Origin of the sequence: Mesorhizobium sp. BR115XR7A (assembly GCF_020165315.1) — a bacterium.
Lineage (GTDB): Bacteria > Pseudomonadota > Alphaproteobacteria > Rhizobiales > Rhizobiaceae > Mesorhizobium > Mesorhizobium australicum.
The window spans coordinates 13355-32471 of record NZ_JAIUHW010000020.1; the positions used below are offsets into that span (position 1 = coordinate 13355).

The 19117-nt window shown below is 58.7% G+C and carries 17 protein-coding genes and 2 pseudogenes; 16 read left to right on the forward strand and 3 right to left on the reverse strand.

What is annotated here, in order from left to right:
• Positions 1 to 927: 927 nt before the first annotated feature.
• Complete coding sequence (locus tag LB557_RS29505; protein ID WP_027062888.1) at positions 928 to 2583, reverse strand: MFS transporter; 1656 nt, start codon at positions 2581 to 2583, stop codon at positions 928 to 930.
• 799 nt (positions 2584 to 3382) lie between these two features.
• Between LB557_RS29505 and LB557_RS29515 the strand changes: the two genes are divergently transcribed.
• The 13 genes from LB557_RS29515 to LB557_RS29575 all read left to right on the forward strand — a co-directional run bounded on the left by LB557_RS29515 (position 3383) and on the right by LB557_RS29575 (position 17231).
• The gene (locus LB557_RS29515) at positions 3383 to 4387 is read left to right on the forward strand and encodes a succinylglutamate desuccinylase/aspartoacylase family protein (protein ID WP_027033314.1); all 1005 of its coding nucleotides are present in this window, start codon (positions 3383 to 3385) and stop codon (positions 4385 to 4387) included.
• Between the two features lie 43 nt (positions 4388 to 4430).
• A complete protein-coding gene (locus LB557_RS29520; RefSeq protein ID WP_027033315.1) occupies positions 4431 to 5684 on the forward strand; it encodes a methylaspartate ammonia-lyase in 1254 nt (417 codons plus the stop codon).
• 14 nt (positions 5685 to 5698) lie between these two features.
• A complete protein-coding gene (locus tag LB557_RS29525; RefSeq protein ID WP_027033316.1) occupies positions 5699 to 6850 on the forward strand; it encodes a CaiB/BaiF CoA transferase family protein in 1152 nt (383 codons plus the stop codon).
• Between the two features lie 121 nt (positions 6851 to 6971).
• Positions 6972 to 7886, forward strand: a complete 915-nt coding sequence (locus tag LB557_RS29530; RefSeq protein WP_169627229.1) for an HpcH/HpaI aldolase/citrate lyase family protein — start codon at positions 6972 to 6974, stop codon at positions 7884 to 7886.
• 172 nt (positions 7887 to 8058) lie between these two features.
• Positions 8059 to 8985, forward strand: coding sequence for a LysR family transcriptional regulator (locus LB557_RS29535; RefSeq protein WP_027033318.1), 927 nt, complete (start codon positions 8059 to 8061; stop codon positions 8983 to 8985).
• 197 nt (positions 8986 to 9182) lie between these two features.
• Entirely contained in the window at positions 9183 to 10616 is a 1434-nt protein-coding gene (locus LB557_RS29540) for an NAD-dependent succinate-semialdehyde dehydrogenase (protein WP_027033319.1), read from the forward strand.
• Positions 10617 to 10622: 6 nt separating this feature from the next.
• Complete coding sequence (locus LB557_RS29545; RefSeq protein ID WP_027033320.1) at positions 10623 to 12167, forward strand: fumarate hydratase; 1545 nt, start codon at positions 10623 to 10625, stop codon at positions 12165 to 12167.
• 67 nt (positions 12168 to 12234) lie between these two features.
• Complete coding sequence (locus LB557_RS29550) at positions 12235 to 12732, forward strand: Lrp/AsnC family transcriptional regulator (RefSeq protein ID WP_027033321.1); 498 nt, start codon at positions 12235 to 12237, stop codon at positions 12730 to 12732.
• Positions 12733 to 12890: 158 nt separating this feature from the next.
• On the forward strand, positions 12891 to 14297 hold the full coding sequence (locus LB557_RS29555) for an aminotransferase (RefSeq protein ID WP_027033322.1): 1407 nt from the start codon (positions 12891 to 12893) through the stop codon (positions 14295 to 14297).
• Between the two features lie 672 nt (positions 14298 to 14969).
• A complete protein-coding gene (locus LB557_RS29560; RefSeq protein ID WP_027033323.1) occupies positions 14970 to 15695 on the forward strand; it encodes a LuxR family transcriptional regulator in 726 nt (241 codons plus the stop codon).
• A 100-nt stretch (positions 15696 to 15795) separates the two neighbouring features.
• On the forward strand, positions 15796 to 16428 hold the full coding sequence (locus LB557_RS29565; protein ID WP_027033324.1) for an acyl-homoserine-lactone synthase: 633 nt from the start codon (positions 15796 to 15798) through the stop codon (positions 16426 to 16428).
• Position 16429: 1 nt separating this feature from the next.
• Positions 16430 to 16681, forward strand: coding sequence for a transcriptional regulator domain-containing protein (locus LB557_RS29570; RefSeq protein WP_032933001.1), 252 nt, complete (start codon positions 16430 to 16432; stop codon positions 16679 to 16681).
• 121 nt (positions 16682 to 16802) lie between these two features.
• The gene (locus LB557_RS29575; protein WP_027033326.1) at positions 16803 to 17231 is read left to right on the forward strand and encodes a DUF2285 domain-containing protein; all 429 of its coding nucleotides are present in this window, start codon (positions 16803 to 16805) and stop codon (positions 17229 to 17231) included.
• A 29-nt stretch (positions 17232 to 17260) separates the two neighbouring features.
• Here LB557_RS29575 and LB557_RS29580 read toward each other — a convergent pair whose 3' ends face one another.
• Entirely contained in the window at positions 17261 to 17512 is a 252-nt protein-coding gene (locus tag LB557_RS29580; RefSeq protein ID WP_027033327.1) for a DNA -binding domain-containing protein, read from the reverse strand.
• Between the two features lie 125 nt (positions 17513 to 17637).
• Here LB557_RS29580 and LB557_RS29585 point away from each other — a divergent pair, with 125 nt between their 5' ends.
• The 3 genes and pseudogenes from LB557_RS29585 to LB557_RS29595 all read left to right on the forward strand — a co-directional run bounded on the left by LB557_RS29585 (position 17638) and on the right by LB557_RS29595 (position 18640).
• On the forward strand, positions 17638 to 17850 hold the full coding sequence (locus LB557_RS29585) for a helix-turn-helix domain-containing protein (protein ID WP_027033328.1): 213 nt from the start codon (positions 17638 to 17640) through the stop codon (positions 17848 to 17850).
• 215 nt (positions 17851 to 18065) lie between these two features.
• A complete protein-coding gene (locus LB557_RS29590) occupies positions 18066 to 18311 on the forward strand; it encodes a helix-turn-helix domain-containing protein (RefSeq protein ID WP_080680407.1) in 246 nt (81 codons plus the stop codon).
• 160 nt (positions 18312 to 18471) lie between these two features.
• Positions 18472 to 18640, forward strand: a pseudogene (locus tag LB557_RS29595) (helix-turn-helix domain-containing protein).
• Between the two features lie 25 nt (positions 18641 to 18665).
• Here LB557_RS29595 and LB557_RS29600 read toward each other — a convergent pair.
• A pseudogene (locus LB557_RS29600) lies at positions 18666 to 18934 on the reverse strand (transposase); the annotation flags it as partial.
• Positions 18935 to 19117: the final 183 nt, after the last annotated feature.

The window sequence follows — 19117 nt, forward strand, 5'->3', positions numbered from 1 at the left end:
CGTCGTCCTTCGGGGGGCGGGGAGCGACACTCCACACTTTACCTTCGATCTCGACGCTGCAGGCTGAGCACGGGCACCTTGTTGTCCCCAAAGGCGCGGATTGCGGAAGCTTCGCTTCCGGTCTTCAGTCGCAATAAAGGGGAGGGACCCGCGCCTTCCTATCACAGGCGGATGTCATGGCAATGAATAGAAGTCTAGCCAGACACTTGAGGCGCTTCTCGTCTGACGAGCTGAAACCGCCCGCGGATGGAATCTTCGAACCTCGCTGCTCGGTGCTGGATAAAATGAAGCAGGGAGATCCCATAGGCATCCTTCATCCGATGGATACGCTGTCGGCTGGTTCCATTGATATTCGCGCGCGCGCCACGCTATCGGTTGCGGTATAAGATCCGGAGCATATGTCGACGCCGACGAGGGGGTGGCGCTCCTTGCGAGACCGCTCAAACGCTGAGGATCGGGGGCGCCTTGCCATTGAGTCAGCCAATCGATTGTGCAGCGGCGAGAAATTAAAAGACGCCGCACCTCCTCCGAGGCCACGGGCGGCTCAAAGTCAAATTCAGTCGGTCTTCGCTATCATCTAGAAGCGAGATGGATTAGATGCCGCAACGGCCATGACAGCCGCTCAGAATTCTCACGCTGCTTGCAAAAAGCTCATGAAGCGGCCAGCTCGTTCTGGTAACAAGACTGACAAGACTCGCTCCTCTCCATCCCGTCAGCCCATAACATCGAACACGCTCTCGCAGATCGGAACCCTGAGCGGCAATCCTCGTCGCCGTCGCTGATCTCAAGACGCCCGAATCCTGCAGCGTCCGGGGAAGCTGTTGCCTTGCTCGGCTCTTTGGGCGCGCCATCACCACTTTCTGCAAAGCATAGCGCGATCGGTCGCCATCTGGTGCAAGCGCTAGTACGGGGAGTACACCCGTAAAGTCAACGGTGGGGAAAATAAGGGGCCGACTGCTCGGGTTTCCGAGCAAGGCTTGTTGGCCGCTCGATCAAAAGGGTCATTTGAGGTGGAAGCTCTCCTTTGTGTATTTGGAGGACCCGTTCGTCCAGTTCCTTGTCTGCTTCCGTGAGGCGATGGTTCAGGCGAAGATAGTCTGTCCAGGTCGGCGTGCGGAATGTTTCTATCCACTGCACAGGCTTCTGAAGATTGCGCTGCAGGGTCCATTGCCGAGCACCGACGCGGGTCTGCACATGCCGGCGCTCGCGCATGAGGTCCAGGAAAGCCTCGACGTTCTCTTCATGGATCAGATATTCGACCTTGACCACGATCGGGCCGCTTCTCGGCTTCAAATTGAGAGCGACAGCTGGGGCGTCGAATTCCTCCAAAGGATCGGGCTCGGACTCCCGGCGCTCGCGAAGAGGAAACAGCACGCCGGCTGCGGCGACGAGCAACAAAGCACCAGCGGAGCCCTCCAGCGCCCAGGTCAGGGAATGGTTCTGGGAAACCGTGCCCCATACCCAGCTTCCGGCAGCGATGCCGCCATCTATCAATGCATAGTAGATCGAGATGGTGCGTCCCACGACCCAGCGCGGGCTCGCCAGCTGCACGCTCACGCCAACGCCGGACCAGGCGGTGACCCAGCCCGCGCCGCCCAAGGCGAGTGCAAGTGCCGCCACCGCAATGGAAGAGGTCAGTGCCAGGGAAAGGGAGCATGCCGCGCAGGCGACGCACGCGAGCCTCATCAACCGTTCCTGCGATAAGCTCCGTCTGAATGTGCCGTTGGCGAGGCCGGCGAAGACGGCGCCTGTCCCGAAACCGGCCATCAGCGTGCCATAGGCGAGCGGTCCTCCCCCCAAATGATCGCGGACAGCCAGCGGCAGCAGTGCGAGTATGGCGATGCTCGCCAGGCCAAAGATGGTTCCGCGCGCGATCGCCGCCTTGATCTCAGATGACATCGCCGTGAAGCGCAGCCCGTCATAAATCGCCGTTTTCATCGACTCACGCGGGAGAGGTGAAGAGCGAACCTTCCACTTGCAGCGCCATACGGTGCCTAGCGGGACTAAATAGGTGAGGGTGGTCACTGTGAAGGCCGCCAGAAGCCCGAAGGAGGCAACCACGATGCCGCCGAGCGCCGGGCCCACGGTCCGCACAGTGTTGAAGCCGACGGAGAGCAGGGTCACGGCAGCCGGAACATCGCGGCGGTCTACGATATCGCCAACCGAAGCTTGCCAGGCGGGATCGTGGAGAGCGCCGCCGCATGCGATCAAAAAGCTGAAGCCGAGGATCATCCACGGACTGACAAAGCCCAGCGCCACAAAAGCGGCCAGCGCCACAGAGGCTATCACCATAAGGCAGCGGCCGGCGAACATGACCCCGCGACGGCTGTAATTGTCGGCGAGAGCGCCAGCGAACACGGACAAGATGAAAGCGGGCAAGTTCGATGAAGCCTGCACCAGCGCCACCATCAGATCGGAAGTCGAGATCGTCGCCATCAACCAGCTGATGGCGACAGTCTGCATCAACCAGCCGAGAGAAGACACCTGGGTGGCGAGCCAGATCGAACGAAAGGTCGGGTTTCTAAGCGGCGCAAATGTCGCCGGCGAACCTGCGCCCTCGTCTGCTCCCGCCATCCTGCGCATATTTCGGAGCGCCGCCTCTCGTCTTACGTATAGACTCGCCTGCGCGGAAGATGTGCAGGCGCAAACTGCCGCCATTTTGCAATTTCATTCCAGTCCAAGATTGATCAACTGCTGGCTTGCGTCAAATGCAGTATCCATAGCTGGGTCATCTAGCGGCGAGATGGCCCTAAGCTCCGCTTGCCGGCCCTACTGGGCGGCATGATCAGCGCCCTCGTCGCCCGCAAAGTCCGTCCGCACTGTCGGTTGACCCGCGCCAGCGGCTCGGCACATTGCGCCGAAGCGGCCCCTCAAGCCTCGCAGCTCATCGCCCGGCCCTGGACGTCTTCGTATAGGCCCAGACCCTGAACCTGCCTATCAATCTGCAAGAGGGGATCGGCATCGCCTTCATCTTCATCTCGCACAAGCTCGGCGTCTTGGAGCAACGGGCACCGCTCATAATGTCCGCCAGGATAAACCGCGGTAGCAGGCGATATGCTTCTTAGCCCTCGATCGGTGATGAAACGCTCCAGTATCTGCCCAAGCTTGACAAGATCCCTGAGGGGCTGGCCCGTGTGGCGGGCAAGCAGGCTGGCGGCCATTGGGTGTAGGCGGGGGAGCCAGCTATTCATCACGGTTCCCGTCTGAACATCGTGCAGCCACCAAGCCAGGCGGCGGCCATCTAAAAACGCGATGGCACCATCTGGGACATTATATTGGCTAATTGAACACCGCGTGGCGCATACTTCCAGAGCAGCAAAACGCGCATCAGCGATCGTAAACCCGGCGCCAGGTCGCCTGAATACTAGCAATAGGTTGAACAATGAGCGAAGCACCGCATCTTACCTTTGATAGCGATATGCCCGGCGTGAGCAGGGGGCATCTTGTTGTCCCGGGAGGTGCCGACCGCGGGGAGCTTTCGCTCCCTGTCTTCAGTCTCAATAGAGGAGAGGGGCCGCGCCTTCTTGTCACCGGCGGAAATCATGGCAATGAACTGGAGGGGCCGCTTGTCGCGCGACGGCTTATCGAGTGGCTGCCAGAAGCGCAAACCTGTGGAAGGGTCATCGTCCTACCGATGCTCAATCCATTAGCCGTGCAGGCATGGAGCCGCAATACTCCGCTCGACGGGTTGAATCTCAATCGCGTGTTTCCGGGCCGCGCCGGCGGGTCAGTGACCGAACGAATCGCGGATGCGGTTTCGCGCATTTTGTTGCCAATGGCCGACACGGTATTTGATCTGCACAGCTTCGGACCAACGTGGGATTTTCCACCGGCCGCCACGACGCACCCGATTGCCGATCTCGATCTCATGGCCAGGACGGTGAGAATGGCGGAAGCGTTCAAATTGCCCTTGACATTGGTCTGGGAATACAACGACACGGTTGGAATGTTCGATATCGTGGCCCAAAACCAAGGGAAGGTATTTGTTTGCGCTGAATTTGGCGGCGGCACGGTCGGCGCGGACAATCTCGCGATTTACGAGGCTGGAGTGCGCAACGCGCTCATCGCGCTCGGGCTGGTCGAGGGTAAGGCCGAGTATCCAACGTTCCGTCAACAGAAGTCCGGCCAAACACTCGAAACGCATCCGTCCGACGAGTTGAAATCGCCCGCACCGGGCATCTTCGAACCTCGCGCGTCGGTGTTGGATGAAGTGAAGCAGGGAGATCTCATAGGCATCCTGCATCCGATGGATTCTCTGTCCGTTGAATCCATTGACATCCGCGCGCCTGGAACAGCCATCGTCTTCGCCATACGATCGGGGGGGCATGTCGGCGTCAACGAATGGGTAGCGGCCGTTGCGCGCCCCCTGCGCCTCGAGTGCCACTAGCAGAACGAAATTTAATCCCCTCAGAATGAATCGAGTGACTGAATTGCAAATCAAAGACGTCCTCCTCACGCTTGGCAATGGCGCATTTTTCTATGACGACCAGGCTGCTATCAGGGCCGGGGCCTCGCAGGATGCTTTCATCTATGTTGGCGAACCGGTAACGCCCGGGTTTACATCCATTCGCGTTCCAGCATCGTCGCTCAGCGTCGGGCTTGTCCTCTCCGACGACACCGTTGTTTGGGGCGACATGATGGGCGTTCAGTACTCTGGTGCTGGCGGACGCGATCCATTGTTTGAAACTTCTCAAATCTCGGATTTGACCTCCCGGGTCGTGGCGCCTCGGCTTCTGGATGTTGATGTATCTCGTTACCTTGTGGCCTGCGCGAAGGTTCTCGAGCCTCACGAACATAAGCGGCTACCTCTCGCGATTGAGTATGGCGTCAGCCAGGCCCTGCTTCGAGCCGCGGCCTACCTCCAGCGCGCCACCATGGCAGAGGTTGTATGCGCTGAATTTGACTTGCCGCTGCCGACGCGCAGGGTCCCGATCTACTGCCAGAGCGGCGATGCTCGCGAAATCAATGTCGACAAGATGATTCTGAAGGCCGTGGATGTGCTTCCCCACGGCCTGATCAACTCACGGCAGAAATTCGGAATCAACGGCCAGACCTTCATGGAGTTCGTGAAGTGGGTTGCAAGGCGTACGCGCGAAATCGGCTGCCCGGGGTATCATCCGGTGCTGCATTTCGATGTGTATGGCTGGATCGGCCAGGAAATCGGCCTTGAGCCGCAAAACATCGCGGACTTTATCTGCCAGGTTGCAAATACCGTCCCGGATTTCACGCTAAACATCGAGTCCCCAGCGGATTTCGGTTCGACGCAGGCACAAATTGAGAACTATGCCAAGATCGTATCGATATTGGACAACCGGGGTTCCAATGCCCGTATTGTTGTGGACGAGCGATGCAACATGCTCGAGGATATCCGGCTCTTTGCCGAAGCAAAGGCCGCCCATCTCGTCCAAATCAAGACCCCCGATGTTGGCTCAATTGCCGACACGGCACGTGCCGTTCTTATTTGTAAGGAGAACCAAGTTGGAGCGTATGTCGGGGGGAGCTGTACCGAGACGGATCTCTCCGCCCAAGCTTCTGTCCACGTATCGGTCGCGACCCAGGCCGACATGATGCTCGCAAAGCCCGGTATGGGTGTCGACGAAGCATTTTCAATCGTTGGGAATGAACAAAATCGGCTGCTTGCGATGCTGAACCGTCGTCGGGCTCAAAACGAAAACGTTGGATGAAAGCACGGTGTAGCATGCAGAACTCTCTTGAGGGGATCACTGTCGTCGCCGTGGAGCAGGCCGTGGCCGCGCCTTATGCATCGTCTCGTCTTGCTGACGCCGGCGCACGTGTCATCAAGGTCGAAAGGCCCGAAGGGGACTTTGCCCGCAACTACGACAAGTTGGTGCGGGGACAAAGCGCTTACTTCGTCTGGCTCAACCGGGGTAAGGAGTCGGTCTGTCTGGACTTGAGAACTGAGGGGGACCGCGCCGTCCTGGACACGCTCATTGCCGGTGCCGACGTCTTAATCCAAAACCTGAAGCCGGGCAGTATCGAAAAACTGGGGTTCCGGTCTAGGGATCTCCGTCGGCGATTTCCGCGTCTGATCACCTGCGATATCTCCGGTTTCGGCGACACAGGGCCGTACTCCCATTTGAAGGCCTATGATCTCATCGTCCAGGCCGAAACTGGTCTGTGTGCGATCACCGGGACGCAACAGGGGCCCGCCCGTGTGGGTGTGTCGGTTTGCGACATCTCGGCAGGCATGAACGCGCATAGCGCCATTCTTCAGGCGCTATATCACCGCGAGGTCACTGGCGAAGGGACAAGCATCCAGGTGTCACTGTTCGATGCCGTCGCCGACTGGATGAACGTGCCGGTTCTTCAAAACGACTACAGCGGCTATCACACGGTGCGCGCGGGCGTGAAACACCCGTCGCTCGCGCCATATGGTGCCTATCGGTGTGCCGACGGCAAAGAGGTCATCTTTTCGGTTCAGAATGACCGTGAATGGGTGAATTTTTGCGAAAAGTTCCTGAAGCTGCCGAAGCTTATACGCGCACCTGGTTTCGCCGATAATATGGAGCGCCTCGGTCACCGTGCGCAACTTGATGAGATCATCGAACGGCGCTTTTCCAAACTGCTATGCCACGAAGCAATGCAGGAGCTTGAGGCAGCCGGGTTGGCATATGGCCGACTGAACGAAGTCGCGGATGTTTCAAAGCACCCACACATTCGCAAGGTGCAGGTCGGAACACCCGAAGGGACCATCGAGACGATCGCCCCCGCAGCGATCTTCAACGCTGAGCACCCTTTGCTGCGCCCTGTCCCGGCTCTTGGCGCTCATACCGAGGCTGTCCGCGAGGAGGTTCTGGGACGTTTGCGCGAAAGAGCCACATCGGCGTGAGCGTGCGTCTTGTCGGTAAGGCCGGTGCGCTCGCGATCTATAGGAGAGCGTGTGTACCACGGATCATCCAGCGAATCGGCGGCCCTGCGAGCTCGCTAAAATCGACCGCAGAGGCGACTCCATGATCAAGGACACCTTTCCGGCCATTGAAAGCCCTATGTCTGTACCCCGCTGGAGATCCCTGCTCTTCGTTCCCGCTCACGTTCCGCGCTTCGTTAAGACGGCCCATGAGCGGGGTGCAGATGGCGTCATACTCGACCTCGAGGACTCGGTCCCGCAAGACCGGAAGGACCAGGCAAGGCGTCAACTTCGTGGATCGGTGGCAAAAGTGGGTCGCAACGGTGCGTCGGTTTTGGTCCGCGTGAACCGTGGCCTGCGCGCGCTGGCTGCCGACCTTGAAGCAGCGGTCGTCGCAGGCGTCAATGCGCTTGTCCTTCCCAAGGTGGAATCGGCCGAGTGGGTGATGGAAGTCGCTGATGCCGTGACGGAACTTGAGCACGAAAGGAATCTTGACGCGGGAAGCATTCGGTTCGTTGCCCAGATCGAGACTCCGGGGGCATTGACGAGACTCGCGGCAATAGCTTCGGCCCATCCACGGATGGCCGCGATGGCGCTTGGTCCGGAAGATTTCAGCGCGGCCGCTGGCGGGACACCAAGTCCAGAGCTCCTTCTAGGACCGAACCTTTCGGTCTTGTTCGCCGCCCGTGCGAGAGGTCTGCTGCCTCTTGGATTCGTTGGAAGTATCGGGCAGTTTTCGGACACGCAGAAGTTCCGCGATGTCGTCATACAGGCAAGGCGGCTCGGTTTCGTCGGAGCGTTGGCGATTCATCCGACACAAGTTGCCATCCTGAATGAAGCCTTCTCGCCAAGCGCAGAGGAGTTCGAGTGGGCCCGGCGCGTGCTCGCGACCGAAAGGGATGCCGCGGCAGAGGGTAGGGGTGCTTTCGCCTTGGACGGCAAGATGGTCGATGCCCCGGTTGTCAGGAGGGCCCGTGAAATCATCGCCATGGGTCCAAAGGCCGAGTTGGGCGTTTGAACGGCTGATTAGCCCAGACTCGGACGACACGACACGAAGGTGCTCCACTTGCCTCGGCCGTGGATTGCCTGGGCGATTGCTGCAGTGCGGCACAATTATTGCTTTCTCGCCATCACTTTTCGAGATAGATACGAGGAAGCTGGGGAAGTGCCTCAGTTGGGCACTTCAAATGATGGAAATTAGGCAGTTAAAATACTTCGTCGGCGTAGTCGAAGCGGGCAGCTTCACGAAGGCTGCTGCGTTCCTCAATATTGCTCAGAGCGCTCTGAGCTTGCATGTGCGTCAGTTGGAGGAAGGCTTCGGCACTCAGCTGCTGATACGCGACAGGTCCGGCGTAAGCGTGACGGCGTCAGGAGCCAAACTGCTCGAGCGAGCGCGGGCGATTCTCAGGGAAATTCGACTCACCGAGGCGGAATTGACCAATACAGCCGCTTCCCCTGCCGGGGAGGTGACCATTGGCATTCCGTCGGGAGCCGCTCGCGTGCTGAGCGGCCCCTTGCTTGAATCAGTGAGAGCCGAACTGCCGAGGGTCTCACTAAAGATGATCGAGGGTATGACGGGACCGCTGGAGGAGTGGATGGCTGCTGGCCGCTTCAATCTGGCAGTTCTCTACCGCACAGCGGATAGTGTGGCACGAATGACGGTCCTGGCGCGCGAAGAGCTCTGTCTCGTGGTGCCATCAGGTGAACCGCCTTTCGAAGCTTCGATATCTCTGGCGGATCTACACGCGTTCCCGCTGGCGGTTCCCATGCGCAATAACAATGTCAGACGTTCGGTGGCTGACGTCGTCGCACAACACGGTTGCGCGCTGGACGTCAAGTTTGAAGTGGACTCGCTCTCAACGATCATCAACATGGTTATAGAAGGAAAAGCCCATTCTATTCTCGCCCCCTCAGCCGTTCAAAAAGAAGCCACTCAAGGGCTAGTTCGGACGGTCAAAATCGTCGATCCGGTGATTACCCGTTCCGTCGTACTTGCCGTAAATCCGAAAGATGAGCGTTCTGCGGCCGTCTCCGCGGTCCGCAAGCTCATCCCCAAGGTCGCCAGAGAATTAATTGAGAGTGAGGCCTGGGCAGCCGCGGCTCCTGACGCCACCTGAACTCTTCGACCTATTTGGAAACGCTATGTCTTCTTGCGGCCATCAGGATCAGATCGATCTGGATTCCAGATGGATTTCGGCAATATTCGATATTTGACCTGCCGCGACACTCGCGATGAAACTGGCTCAGGCGAGTTTAGCGGTTCGCTATCGAACGGCGATCGTACGGCAAAAAATTCACACAAGTGGAGCACGCGATGTCCGAGGCCAGGAGCTACGAGCTCTTCATCAACGGCAAATGGCGGGCGGGTGGTAGCAGAGTCACATTGCCGGTGATTAATCCGGCAACGGAGAAGGTAGTTGCCTCGGTAGCCTCGGCGACGGTGTCGGATCTGGACGAGGCCCTCGCTTCGGCAGAACGCAGCCGCAAGGCTTGGTGTTCACGGCCTGCAAAAGAACGTGGCGAGATCCTGGTAGCAGCCGCAAGAGTCTTGGCAACGCAGATTGAACCAGCAGCTAGGGACCTGTCGGCCGAACAGGGAAAGACGATTGCCGAAGCAACAGGCGAGTACGCGCGCGCGGTCGAAACGCTGGAGTGGAACGGTACGCACGCGGAAGAGCTGTCCGCGACTATTCCGTTGGGTCCGAACCGGATGATCGTTCCGGAGCCGCTCGGTGTCGTTGCTGCGTTCACGCCATGGAATTATCCGGCCGTGCTCATCACCCGCAAGCTCGCCCCGGCGTTGGCGGCAGGCTGCCCAGTGATCCTCAAAGGGGCTGAAGAGACACCGAGCGTAGCTGTCCATATCGTTGAATCATTGCGCCAAGCAGGTGTTCCGGACGGCGTGGTCAATCTGGTTTTCGGTGTGCCGGTGCATATATCGCGGCATTTGCTCAGTTCACCAATCGTGAAGGTCTTGACTTTCACCGGTTCAACCGCTGTTGGAAAACAGCTGGCCATGCTCGCGGCGAATAATTTGCAGCGCTGCATTCTTGAACTCGGTGGGCACTCTCCGGTTATAGTGTGCGAGGATGCCGACCTGGCAAAGGCGATACCGGCTATTTCGGAATACAAGTTCGAGTGCGCGGGCCAGAGCTGCAATGCGCCCAGCAGGATTCTTGTCGCTCGGACACTCTACGAGGAATTCCTATCCCGGATGACGGAAGCCGCCCGCAAGATCAGGATAGGCCTACCGGACGACCCTGCGACGGAGATGGGACCGATGGCAAACGCGCGGCGAATCGAGGCCATGCAGCGTCTGACCAAGGATGCGGTCGATCGCGGCGCCCACATCGAGACAGGTGGAACCCGCCTCGACGGAGCGGGCTTTTACTGGCCGCCAACCATCCTGACGGGCGTGCCGAAGGATGCCAGAGTGCTTCATGAAGAGCCGTTCGGACCGATCCTCACCGTGGCTCCGTTCGATACGCTCGACGAGGCCATCGGGGAAGCCAACGACACTGAGTATGGCTTGGCCGCTTACTTCTTCACGGACGCTGCCGATACGCAACGAAAGCTGACCAATAGTCTTTCGGCGGGCGCTGTCAGTGTGAATTACCTGAAAGGGGTTTCAGCTGATGCACCTTATGGAGGCGTCAAACAGAGCGGCTATGGATATGAAGGAGGCGAGCAGGGGGTACGGAGCTTCCAGATCCTGAAAATGGTGAACGGCCTCGGTTCATTTGGATGAGATCCGGTGGGCAGTAGAACACGGACCATCGCCGGCAAGGACATCATAAGGAGCGTGGCCGACGCCCTTCAGTACATCTCGTACTACCATCCTCCAGATTACATCCGCTCTCTTTCGCAAGCGTACGCGCGCGAACAGAGCCCAGCGGCAAAAAACGCAATAGGGCAGATTCTGCTGAACTCCCGCATGGCGGCCTTCGGGCGGCGGCCGATCTGCCAGGACACCGGCCTTGTGGTGGTCTTCGCAAAAGTCGGCATGGACGCCCGGATCAAATCAACGGCCAGTTTCGCAGAGCTCGTGAATGAAGGCGTCCGTCAGGCCTATCTCGACCCGGACAACCCCCTTCGGGCATCGATCGTTGCCGATCCGCTCGCCGGACGAGTCAATACTCGTGACAACACGCCGGCGGTCGTCCACGTCGACCTTGTACTAGGTAACCAGATTGACATCACCATTGCCGCAAAAGGCGGCGGGTCAGAGAACAAGGCACGTTTTACCACCTTGAACCCCAGCGCCTCCGTTTCCGACTGGGTGGTTGACACAGTCGCGACGCTTGGCAGTGGGTGGTGTCCACCCGGCCTGATCTCGATTGGCATCGGTGGCAGCGCTGAAAAGGCGATGCTGCTGGCCAAGGAGGCCATGAACCAGCCCATCGATATGGCGGAATTGATTGCCAGGCGGCCTTCAAGCGCGGAAGAGGCACTGCGGATTGAACTTTATGACCGGATTAACGCACTGGGCATCGGCGCCCAAGGCCTTGGTGGCCTGACGACAGTCGTCGACGTCAAGGTTGCGACCTATCCTACTCATGCCGCGTCCAAGCCCGTGGCGCTCATTCCGCAATGCGCCGCCAACCGGCACCTGAAGTTTACCTTGGATGGCTCTGGACCAATCATGCTGGAGCCGCCCGATTTGCGCGAATGGCCCGACATTGGAACGGACGAATTGAGTCCAGCCGGCGTACGAAGAGTGAACCTCGATGCGCTGACCAAGGAACAGACGGCGTCGTGGCGTTGCGGGGAAACGCTCCTTTTGTCCGGAAAAATGCTGACGGGCCGTGACGCCGCCCACAAGCGAATGGTCGAGTTGATCGACGCCGGCAAGCCGCTTCCGTTCGATCTGCAGGGGCGCGTAATCTACTACGTTGGACCCGTCCGCGCCGTGAGAGATGAGGTCGTCGGACCGGCCGGCCCAACAACGTCCAGCCGCTTGGACGATTTTACGGACAAGGTGCTCGCCGAAACCGGGCTTTTCGCGATGGTAGGCAAAGCGGAGAGAGGACGGGCGGCCATCGAGTCGATTGTAAGGCACAAAACGCCGTATCTCATCGCAGTGGGTGGGGCTGCCTACCTGATATCAAAATCAATCAAGTCAGCGCGGCTCATTGCCTTCGAAGACCTGGGCATGGAAGCAGTCTATGAATTCGAGGTGCAGGATATGCCTGTCATCATGGCTGTCGATGTTGAGGGAAACTCAATTCACAATTCTGGGCCTCTTGAGTGGCGCAAGCGCATGGCGGCGGACAGCATCGCACGCAACATCGGCGTTTGAGCCTTCCGACCAAGCTCGGTTGATCGGCGTCAATTCCATTGTCAACACGGCTTAAGAGCACAAGGTCATGAAGTCGAAGCCCAATCCTGCGCGCCTGGACGCTTGGGACTTCCGGATTCTCTCAGAGATTCAGTCAGACGGCCGGATCTCAAAAAGCGAGCTTGCAAAACGCGTTCATCTTTCGGCGTCGGCCTGCTCGGAGCGGCTCCGTGCACTCGAGACAGCAGGGATTGTCGAGGGGTTCTACGCGCGGCTGAGTCCGGCCCTCATCGGCGGCATGGTGTTTGTGATGGTGGAGGTCGTTCTGGAACGTCATCGCCTCGAGGACCAAAGACACTTTGAGACTGCGATCGGAGAATTTCCGGAAATCTTGGATTGCTGGGCTATCGGCGGGCGGATCGATTATCTGATGCGCGTCGCATCTCCTTCTATGGCTGCGTATCAGGATTTCATGGAGAGACTGCTGCAGGCAGGCTTGGGGATCGATCAATATTACAGTCTTGTCGTGACCAAACCAATCAAGTCCAATTCACCAATCCCCTTGTCCGCACTAAGGCGACGGTAAACGCCGACGCCTTCGTTTCCACGGCTTTTGATCCCCATTCCGCGAATTCGTCGGCGAAGGACGTGCATTCCCGCGAAACTGGAGAGGCGTTTGCGGTATGGTAATTGCTAACGCGGCCGGCCGAGTGCCCTCCGCCAATCCATCGCGAGGAGAGGACTATGCGGTTGAGTAATCTGGGAACCGAGCAACTCAGAGAGAAGGATCGAAGCTTCGTCTTTCATCCGTCCACGCATCTGGCCAAGCACAGCCGAGGCGAGACCCCAAATCGGATCATGGCCGGTGCGGAAGGCGTGTACATTTGGGATACCGAAGGCCGAAAGAGCCTCGACGGTTTCGGTGGGCTCTACTGCGTCAACATGGGATATGGCTGCACGGAAATTGCCGAGGCCATTGCCAGGCAAGCACACGAAATGCCGTTCGCCCATATCTATGCAAGTCAAGGAACAGAGCCAGTCGCCCTCTTGGCAGAGGCCGTGGTCGAGTATTTTGGTCAGAACATGCGAAGGGTCTTTTTCGGCCTTTCCGGCTCCGACGCCAACGAAACCAACATCAAGCTGGTCTGGTACTACAACAACATTCTGGGCCGCCCTGAAAAGAAGAAGATCATCTCGCGTCATCGCGGCTATCACGGGTCCGGGCTGGTCACCGGGAGCCTGACAGGCCTTGCCTTCTTCCATAATTTCTTCGACCTGCCGCTGGACTTGGTGCGCCATACCACGACGCCGCACCACTATCGCCAGGCGCATGACGGCGAAAGTGAGCAAGCATTCTCGAAACGCTGCGCGGATGAACTTGAAGCCCTTATCGTGGCTGAAGGCCCGGAGACCGTTGCAGCTTTTATTGGAGAGCCGGTGCTTGGGACAGGCGGTATCGTTCCACCCCCAAAAGGATACTGGACCGCTATTCAAAGCGTGCTCGACAAGTACGATATCCTGCTGATCGCCGACGAGGTGGTTTGCGGGTTTGGACGAACCGGTGAGAAATTCGGTTCCCACCTCTATGGCATGCGGCCGGACTTCGTGACCATCGCCAAGGGTTTGAGTTCCGCCTACCTGCCCATCTCCGGGTCAATCATTGGCGACCGCGTCTGGTCGATCTTGGAACAAGGAACAGAGAAGCACGGCGCCCTCGGCCATGGCTGGACATATTCGGGTCACACGCTTTGCGCTGCGGCCGCGCTCGCCAATATTCGACTCCTAAAGGAAAGAAATATCCTGGAGCATGTCCGCGATGTCGGCCCGTATTGGCATGCCCGCATGAATGCCGAACTGGCGGGACACCCCATTGTTGGCGAGGTTCGTGGTGTCGGAATCCTCTCCGCCGTAGAGCTGATGCGAGATCCAAAGCAGAGAATACCGTTTGAATCCGATCTTCAGGTCGGGGTTCGAGCCGCCGCTGCTCTGTTCGAGAATGGTGTCATCGGCCGTGCCATGCCACACGGCGATATCCTCGGCTTTGCCCCGCCTTTGATCATCACCCGGAAGGAGATCGACATAATCGTCAACGCAACCGCGAAATCAGTCGAGACGACCTATCGCGCGCTGAAGGCCGAGGGTGCGATATGAACATGCGAGTGCCGACGGAAGCGAGCCCCGGGTTCGACGCCGTCCCGGGTAAAGTGGTCCCTGGGAGGAACTTTCCCACGGACCAAACGCTTTGACGTCAGCCTGTCGCCCACGGTGTCCCATTGGTGAAGGCGGGTTGACAGCGCATTTCGCGCCGAGCCGACCGAAACTGCTGAACTTGAAGCCGTCGGATTCTAAGCATGCTTCGGATACCTTTGATCGCAAGCGATAACCAAATCAGTTCTGCCGCCGCTGTCCTGTTGCCCAACGACCAGGGTGTTTGTGCGGCGCGCCCTGCCGATGTACCTCCCCGCCGGCAGGGCGCCTTTTTTGACCCGCTGGATCTGGGTGGCCCGCTGGATCTGCGTGATTGTAGCGCCTCCGCAATCGACAGTTCGAGAAGGAGGTCATCTGCATATCCGGATGGCACATCGAGCTTCGATAATTCTTATACACCATGGCGACCGCCCACAATCGCAGCTTCGGACCCGCGGCTTACGGCAGCCGGCGTCGAGGTCGCATGCACCTCCTTTCATATGATCGAAGGTCCGGGGAGTAGTCACCGCGGTGAATTTTCTCCAGCGTCGAACATCTCGGGGGGCGAGTCCTCTCGCCGTAGCTGCCAAGAAGCCGGAAAGTCCCAGGTTTAATTGAAAACAGCCGCAGGAGAAAATGCAGCTCGTCTTCGAAACTTTGCTGGAACAGTTGTCTTTGAGTGTTGATGAAGTCGACTTCCATAACGCACTGGCCAGCGCCGCCGGCGCCTTCGACATTCCCGCATTTGCCTATCTGTCTCTGGTGTCTGATCGCGTCACAAAACCCAGGCTGATATCGAACTATCATTCTGGCTGGACGTCGCACTACTTGCGCCACCAATATGAAAGGATCGACCCAGTCATAGAATGGGCAAGGTGCAGCGAATATCCCTTTCAGTGGGGACCTGATTTCGGCCATGCTGGCATTTCAACGCGACAGCAACAGCTTTTCGATGAGGCTGCCGAATTCGGCATCTGCTGCGGACTGACGATACCACTTGTTGATCGCCGCGGCGGTGTCGCTGCGATGACCTTCGCGGCAGACAGGCTCGATCCGACCTTCCTGCGCGTCGCCGAGAAGTATGAGCAGGCGCTCGAGATTATGGCGATGTGCTTTCACATTGGCGTTCGCCGCAAGCTTTCGTGTGGTCTGGCGGTGGATGGTGTTTCGTTGACGCCCCGTGAGTACGAATGCCTGGAGTGGACGGCGAAGGGCAAGTCCGCCTGGGAGATCGGCTGTATCTTGGGAATCAAGGAGCGCACGGCCGCTTTCCATTTGGACAATGCCAAGAAGAAGCTCGGCGTGCGCACCAAAAATCAGGCAGTGACACTGCTGGCCTCCTCACGATCATCAATTCTCTGAGGGACAGAATCCCTCTTTGATCGACCTGTGCAAATGCACAGGCAGTCGCGGCATGAAGGTTCGCCTCCAATGGCAGGGTCATACCTGCGAGGAGACCATCATGATTGAGCTTATTGCGCCCGGCTGGCACGGCGCCTTTGCCTACGAACTTCACGAAATGCACCGCCTGCGCTACCGCGTCTTTAAGGAGCGCCTCGATTGGAACGTGAGCACGACCGGCGGCTTCGAGATCGATTCATTCGATTCCCTGAAACCGCACTATCTTGTGTTGTGCGATTCCGCCGGTCGCGTCGGGAGCGGCGTACGCCTTCTGCCCTCGACGGGGCCGACGATGTTGCGAGATGTCTTTTCGAGGCTGTTGGAGGAGAGAACGGCACCCGAGGAACCGAGCGTCTGGGAAAGCAGCCGTTTCGCCCTTGATCTTCCACCGTCTTCACCGAAGGGCAGTGGGAGTATTGCTGTTGCGACCTATCAACTCCTCGCTGGCATGATCGAGTTCGGTTTGTCGCGGCAGCTTACCCATATCGTCACGGTTACGGATTTGCGCATGGAGCGAATCCTGCGTCGCGCCGGATGGCCGCTGGCCCGGATCGGTCCGCCCCAGACAATCGGCACCACGTGCGCAGTTGCCGGCTGTTTGGATGTCTCAGAGGCGAGCCTTGCTGCGGTCCGCCACAGTGGCAGTCTTGGCGGTCCCGTCCTGTGGGCGCCAGTGCTCTGCACGGGCGCCTGACATGGCTATGATAGGTAATGACGCCGACTGGCCGGACTGGCAGGATGAGAAATCTTATCGCTATACGCGGCACCTGACGCGACGCGGCTGGGCCTGGGAATTCCTGCGGCGCAATCCGGCCTTCCAGCGTGACTGCAGGCACGCGCTTGAGCACGCAGAATTTGCAGAAAGGTGGTTCGAGGTAGAACTGGTGAGATCGTCGCTCGATCTCACGCAGTGGGGGCTCCTGTTTCGCAAGCTCGTTGAGGCCTGATGCGGCTGTGTTCTGGTGCTCCCGCCAATGCCCGCATGTCCTGCCGGTCATTGCGAAAAAGGCACTGTCGCCCGAAACGCTTTCGTTTGATCTCGCTAGATTGCCATGTCGGGCGGCACTCATGATCACGGCGGACGGTCGACAGCACGTCATGCTGCGAAATGCTCACCGGGACCTCCAACTTGTCGTGGAGGGCGCGGAGGTTTTGCGCCCCGTTCGGCTTTCCGTCGACGCGATCTGGCCCGCCGATCGAATGAGGCAGCACCTGAATGCGCTCGAATGCCTCAATGCTTTTCACGCGACTGGACAATTTCCCGACAGGCTGTTTCCCCCCGAAGCGCGCGCTAGCCGTCTGCGCTTTGTTCTTCAGGCGCTCGACGGCTCGCTAGGCGGGGCATCGCATCGCCAAATCGCAATGGCCCTGTTGGCTCGACAACGCGTCCAGGCCGACTGGACGGATCCGCGCAACCACCTTCGCGATCGAATCCGCCGTGCCGTCCGGCGCGGTCACATGCTCATGGATCGTGGCTATCGGGATTTCCTCGTCTAAGATGATTGGAATAGCTCACCTGGAGCCGGTCAGCGCGCGAACAGTTCTTTGTATCCAGTCGTAACCATCCAGTTTGCCCGATCGAGATGGCTGCGAACCGCCATTCGGGCGCGCTCAGGTTCTCGCATCGGATCGATGCCAAGGACGAGCTGCGCCATCTCGTCTTCGCTGGCGTCGTCGGCGGACGCGTCCAGGAGCCTCATATAGATGGTGAAGTGCTCATTGTCGTAAGCGGTCAGGCTGTCCGACCATGGGACTTCGTCTTGGACTTTGCGTTTCATCGCGACCCTCTTGCCGGTTTGGGGTTTGTTGTGATCGGGCACGGCTTCTCCTCGGTTGGCTCACCATAGCGAATAGGAACGATCGTTCCTAGAACGATAGTTCCGGTTCTGGTCCCTATCTCGCCATGGACCTCACGGAAGTCATGGCGATCAACATGCGTCGTTTGCGCCATGATCAGGACCTGACGCAGGAAGAATTGGCTGCCCGCGCAGAACTGAGCATGCGCTATGTGGGCTCGATCGAGCGTGCTCGGGTTTCCGCAAGTGTCAGTGTGCTTGGCCGGCTCGCAAAAGCGTTTGACGTTGATCCTTGTGAGTTGATTAGGCCGCCGCAGTAACAAAGGCGATCAGTCCATCCCGGATTGCCGAAATCCATCTGGATGACGCGCAACCGCCGCCCATGAACTGAGCCCGCTTTTCTTCGACATGGTCTCGACCATACAGTTTGCTCCATGGCGCGGTTTGCCTTGTGGATTGCAAATATATCCTAAAATGGGATAATCCGAAACTGGGATTAGTTGATGAGCCGGTTCCCTTCTGGCCGGTTCATCTGATGCCGAAATCCCTTCGATCGCCCCGCCAACGCCGGCTGCTGGAACAGCTGATAGCGGCGCGCAAGAACAAGGGCTTAACCCAGGCCAAGGTTGCCGAAGCGCTTCGCCGCCCGCAGTCTTTCGTGGCCAAGTATGAGGGCGGTGAACGTCGCATGGACGTCATTGAGTTCCTCGATGTAGCGGAAGCGCTCGAAATCGACCCTTGCGAGGTTCTCGCACGTGTGCGTCGCTTGCGTGACCGATAGCTTGTGCTGCTTGGCAAGCGACAAGTCACCAAAATCGTAGCCCTGGATTTGCTGCCCCGGCGGCAGATGGTTCGGGCACATCGATGGCATAAACTCAATGGCTTTGACTTGCTGACCTTCGCATGGAGAGCGCAAGCTGGTCTGACGAAATGCACGCAGGATCAGGGAGAAGGCCGGCTTGACGCAGGAGCAGCTTGCCCAGATCTCCGGCTTCAGCCAGCAGTACATCAGCGGGCTGGAGAAGGGCAAAAGGAACCACCATCGTCAGGCTTTATGAACTGGCACAAGCCCTCCGTGTCAGCCACATCGAAGGGGTGCGACCTAACTGACCAGGATAAGCGCTATTTGGAAATGGCGCCAACGCGCCGCGGACATTTCGACCGCATCCACCATGTAGATGATGCTGCGCACACTCGGATAGGCGAAGAACGGCACGACGTGCTGCCAGTCGCGCCGCCAGCTCTGAGTGATCGCCGGGTGTCGCCGGCCTCGAAGTCCTGCAGAGCCTTCATGCCGGCTTAGCGTCCGCCCCCGGCAGAGGGCGCTGAGCGTCGGCACAACGGCTTCGCGACCTTCCGCGACACGAACAGATGACGGATCAGGTGCACGATACAGGTTAGCACTGTCGCCTAGGTAGAGGTGGCGCCGCTCGCCTCCCTGTTGGCCAAGCAGTTTGCCAGCTTGCCGTCTTACCAGCCACCTCGCCAGTCTCGTTGCGTTCTTGTTTAGGCCTTGCAACAGATCCTTCAAGGAAATTTATGGAATCTTTGCGACCACAAATCGCTGTCAATGGTACGCTCACCACA

What these genes read in the sequence shown, in the direction of transcription:
- LB557_RS29505 (WP_027062888.1), bottom strand. Translation starts at nt 2,583, where the DNA reads ATGCGCAGGATGGCGGGAGCAGACGAGGGCGCAGGTTCGCCGGCGACA.
- LB557_RS29515 (WP_027033314.1), top strand. Translation starts at nt 3,383, where the DNA reads ATGAGCGAAGCACCGCATCTTACCTTTGATAGCGATATGCCCGGCGTG.
- LB557_RS29525 (WP_027033316.1), top strand. Translation starts at nt 5,699, where the DNA reads ATGCAGAACTCTCTTGAGGGGATCACTGTCGTCGCCGTGGAGCAGGCC.
- LB557_RS29530 (WP_169627229.1), top strand. Translation starts at nt 6,972, where the DNA reads ATGATCAAGGACACCTTTCCGGCCATTGAAAGCCCTATGTCTGTACCC.
- LB557_RS29535 (WP_027033318.1), top strand. Translation starts at nt 8,059, where the DNA reads ATGGAAATTAGGCAGTTAAAATACTTCGTCGGCGTAGTCGAAGCGGGC.
- LB557_RS29540 (WP_027033319.1), top strand. Translation starts at nt 9,183, where the DNA reads ATGTCCGAGGCCAGGAGCTACGAGCTCTTCATCAACGGCAAATGGCGG.
- LB557_RS29550 (WP_027033321.1), top strand. Translation starts at nt 12,235, where the DNA reads ATGAAGTCGAAGCCCAATCCTGCGCGCCTGGACGCTTGGGACTTCCGG.
- LB557_RS29555 (WP_027033322.1), top strand. Translation starts at nt 12,891, where the DNA reads ATGCGGTTGAGTAATCTGGGAACCGAGCAACTCAGAGAGAAGGATCGA.
- LB557_RS29560 (WP_027033323.1), top strand. Translation starts at nt 14,970, where the DNA reads ATGCAGCTCGTCTTCGAAACTTTGCTGGAACAGTTGTCTTTGAGTGTT.
- LB557_RS29565 (WP_027033324.1), top strand. Translation starts at nt 15,796, where the DNA reads ATGATTGAGCTTATTGCGCCCGGCTGGCACGGCGCCTTTGCCTACGAA.
- LB557_RS29570 (WP_032933001.1), top strand. Translation starts at nt 16,430, where the DNA reads ATGGCTATGATAGGTAATGACGCCGACTGGCCGGACTGGCAGGATGAG.
- LB557_RS29575 (WP_027033326.1), top strand. Translation starts at nt 16,803, where the DNA reads ATGATCACGGCGGACGGTCGACAGCACGTCATGCTGCGAAATGCTCAC.
- LB557_RS29580 (WP_027033327.1), bottom strand. Translation starts at nt 17,512, where the DNA reads ATGAAACGCAAAGTCCAAGACGAAGTCCCATGGTCGGACAGCCTGACC.
- LB557_RS29585 (WP_027033328.1), top strand. Translation starts at nt 17,638, where the DNA reads ATGGACCTCACGGAAGTCATGGCGATCAACATGCGTCGTTTGCGCCAT.
- LB557_RS29590 (WP_080680407.1), top strand. Translation starts at nt 18,066, where the DNA reads ATGCCGAAATCCCTTCGATCGCCCCGCCAACGCCGGCTGCTGGAACAG.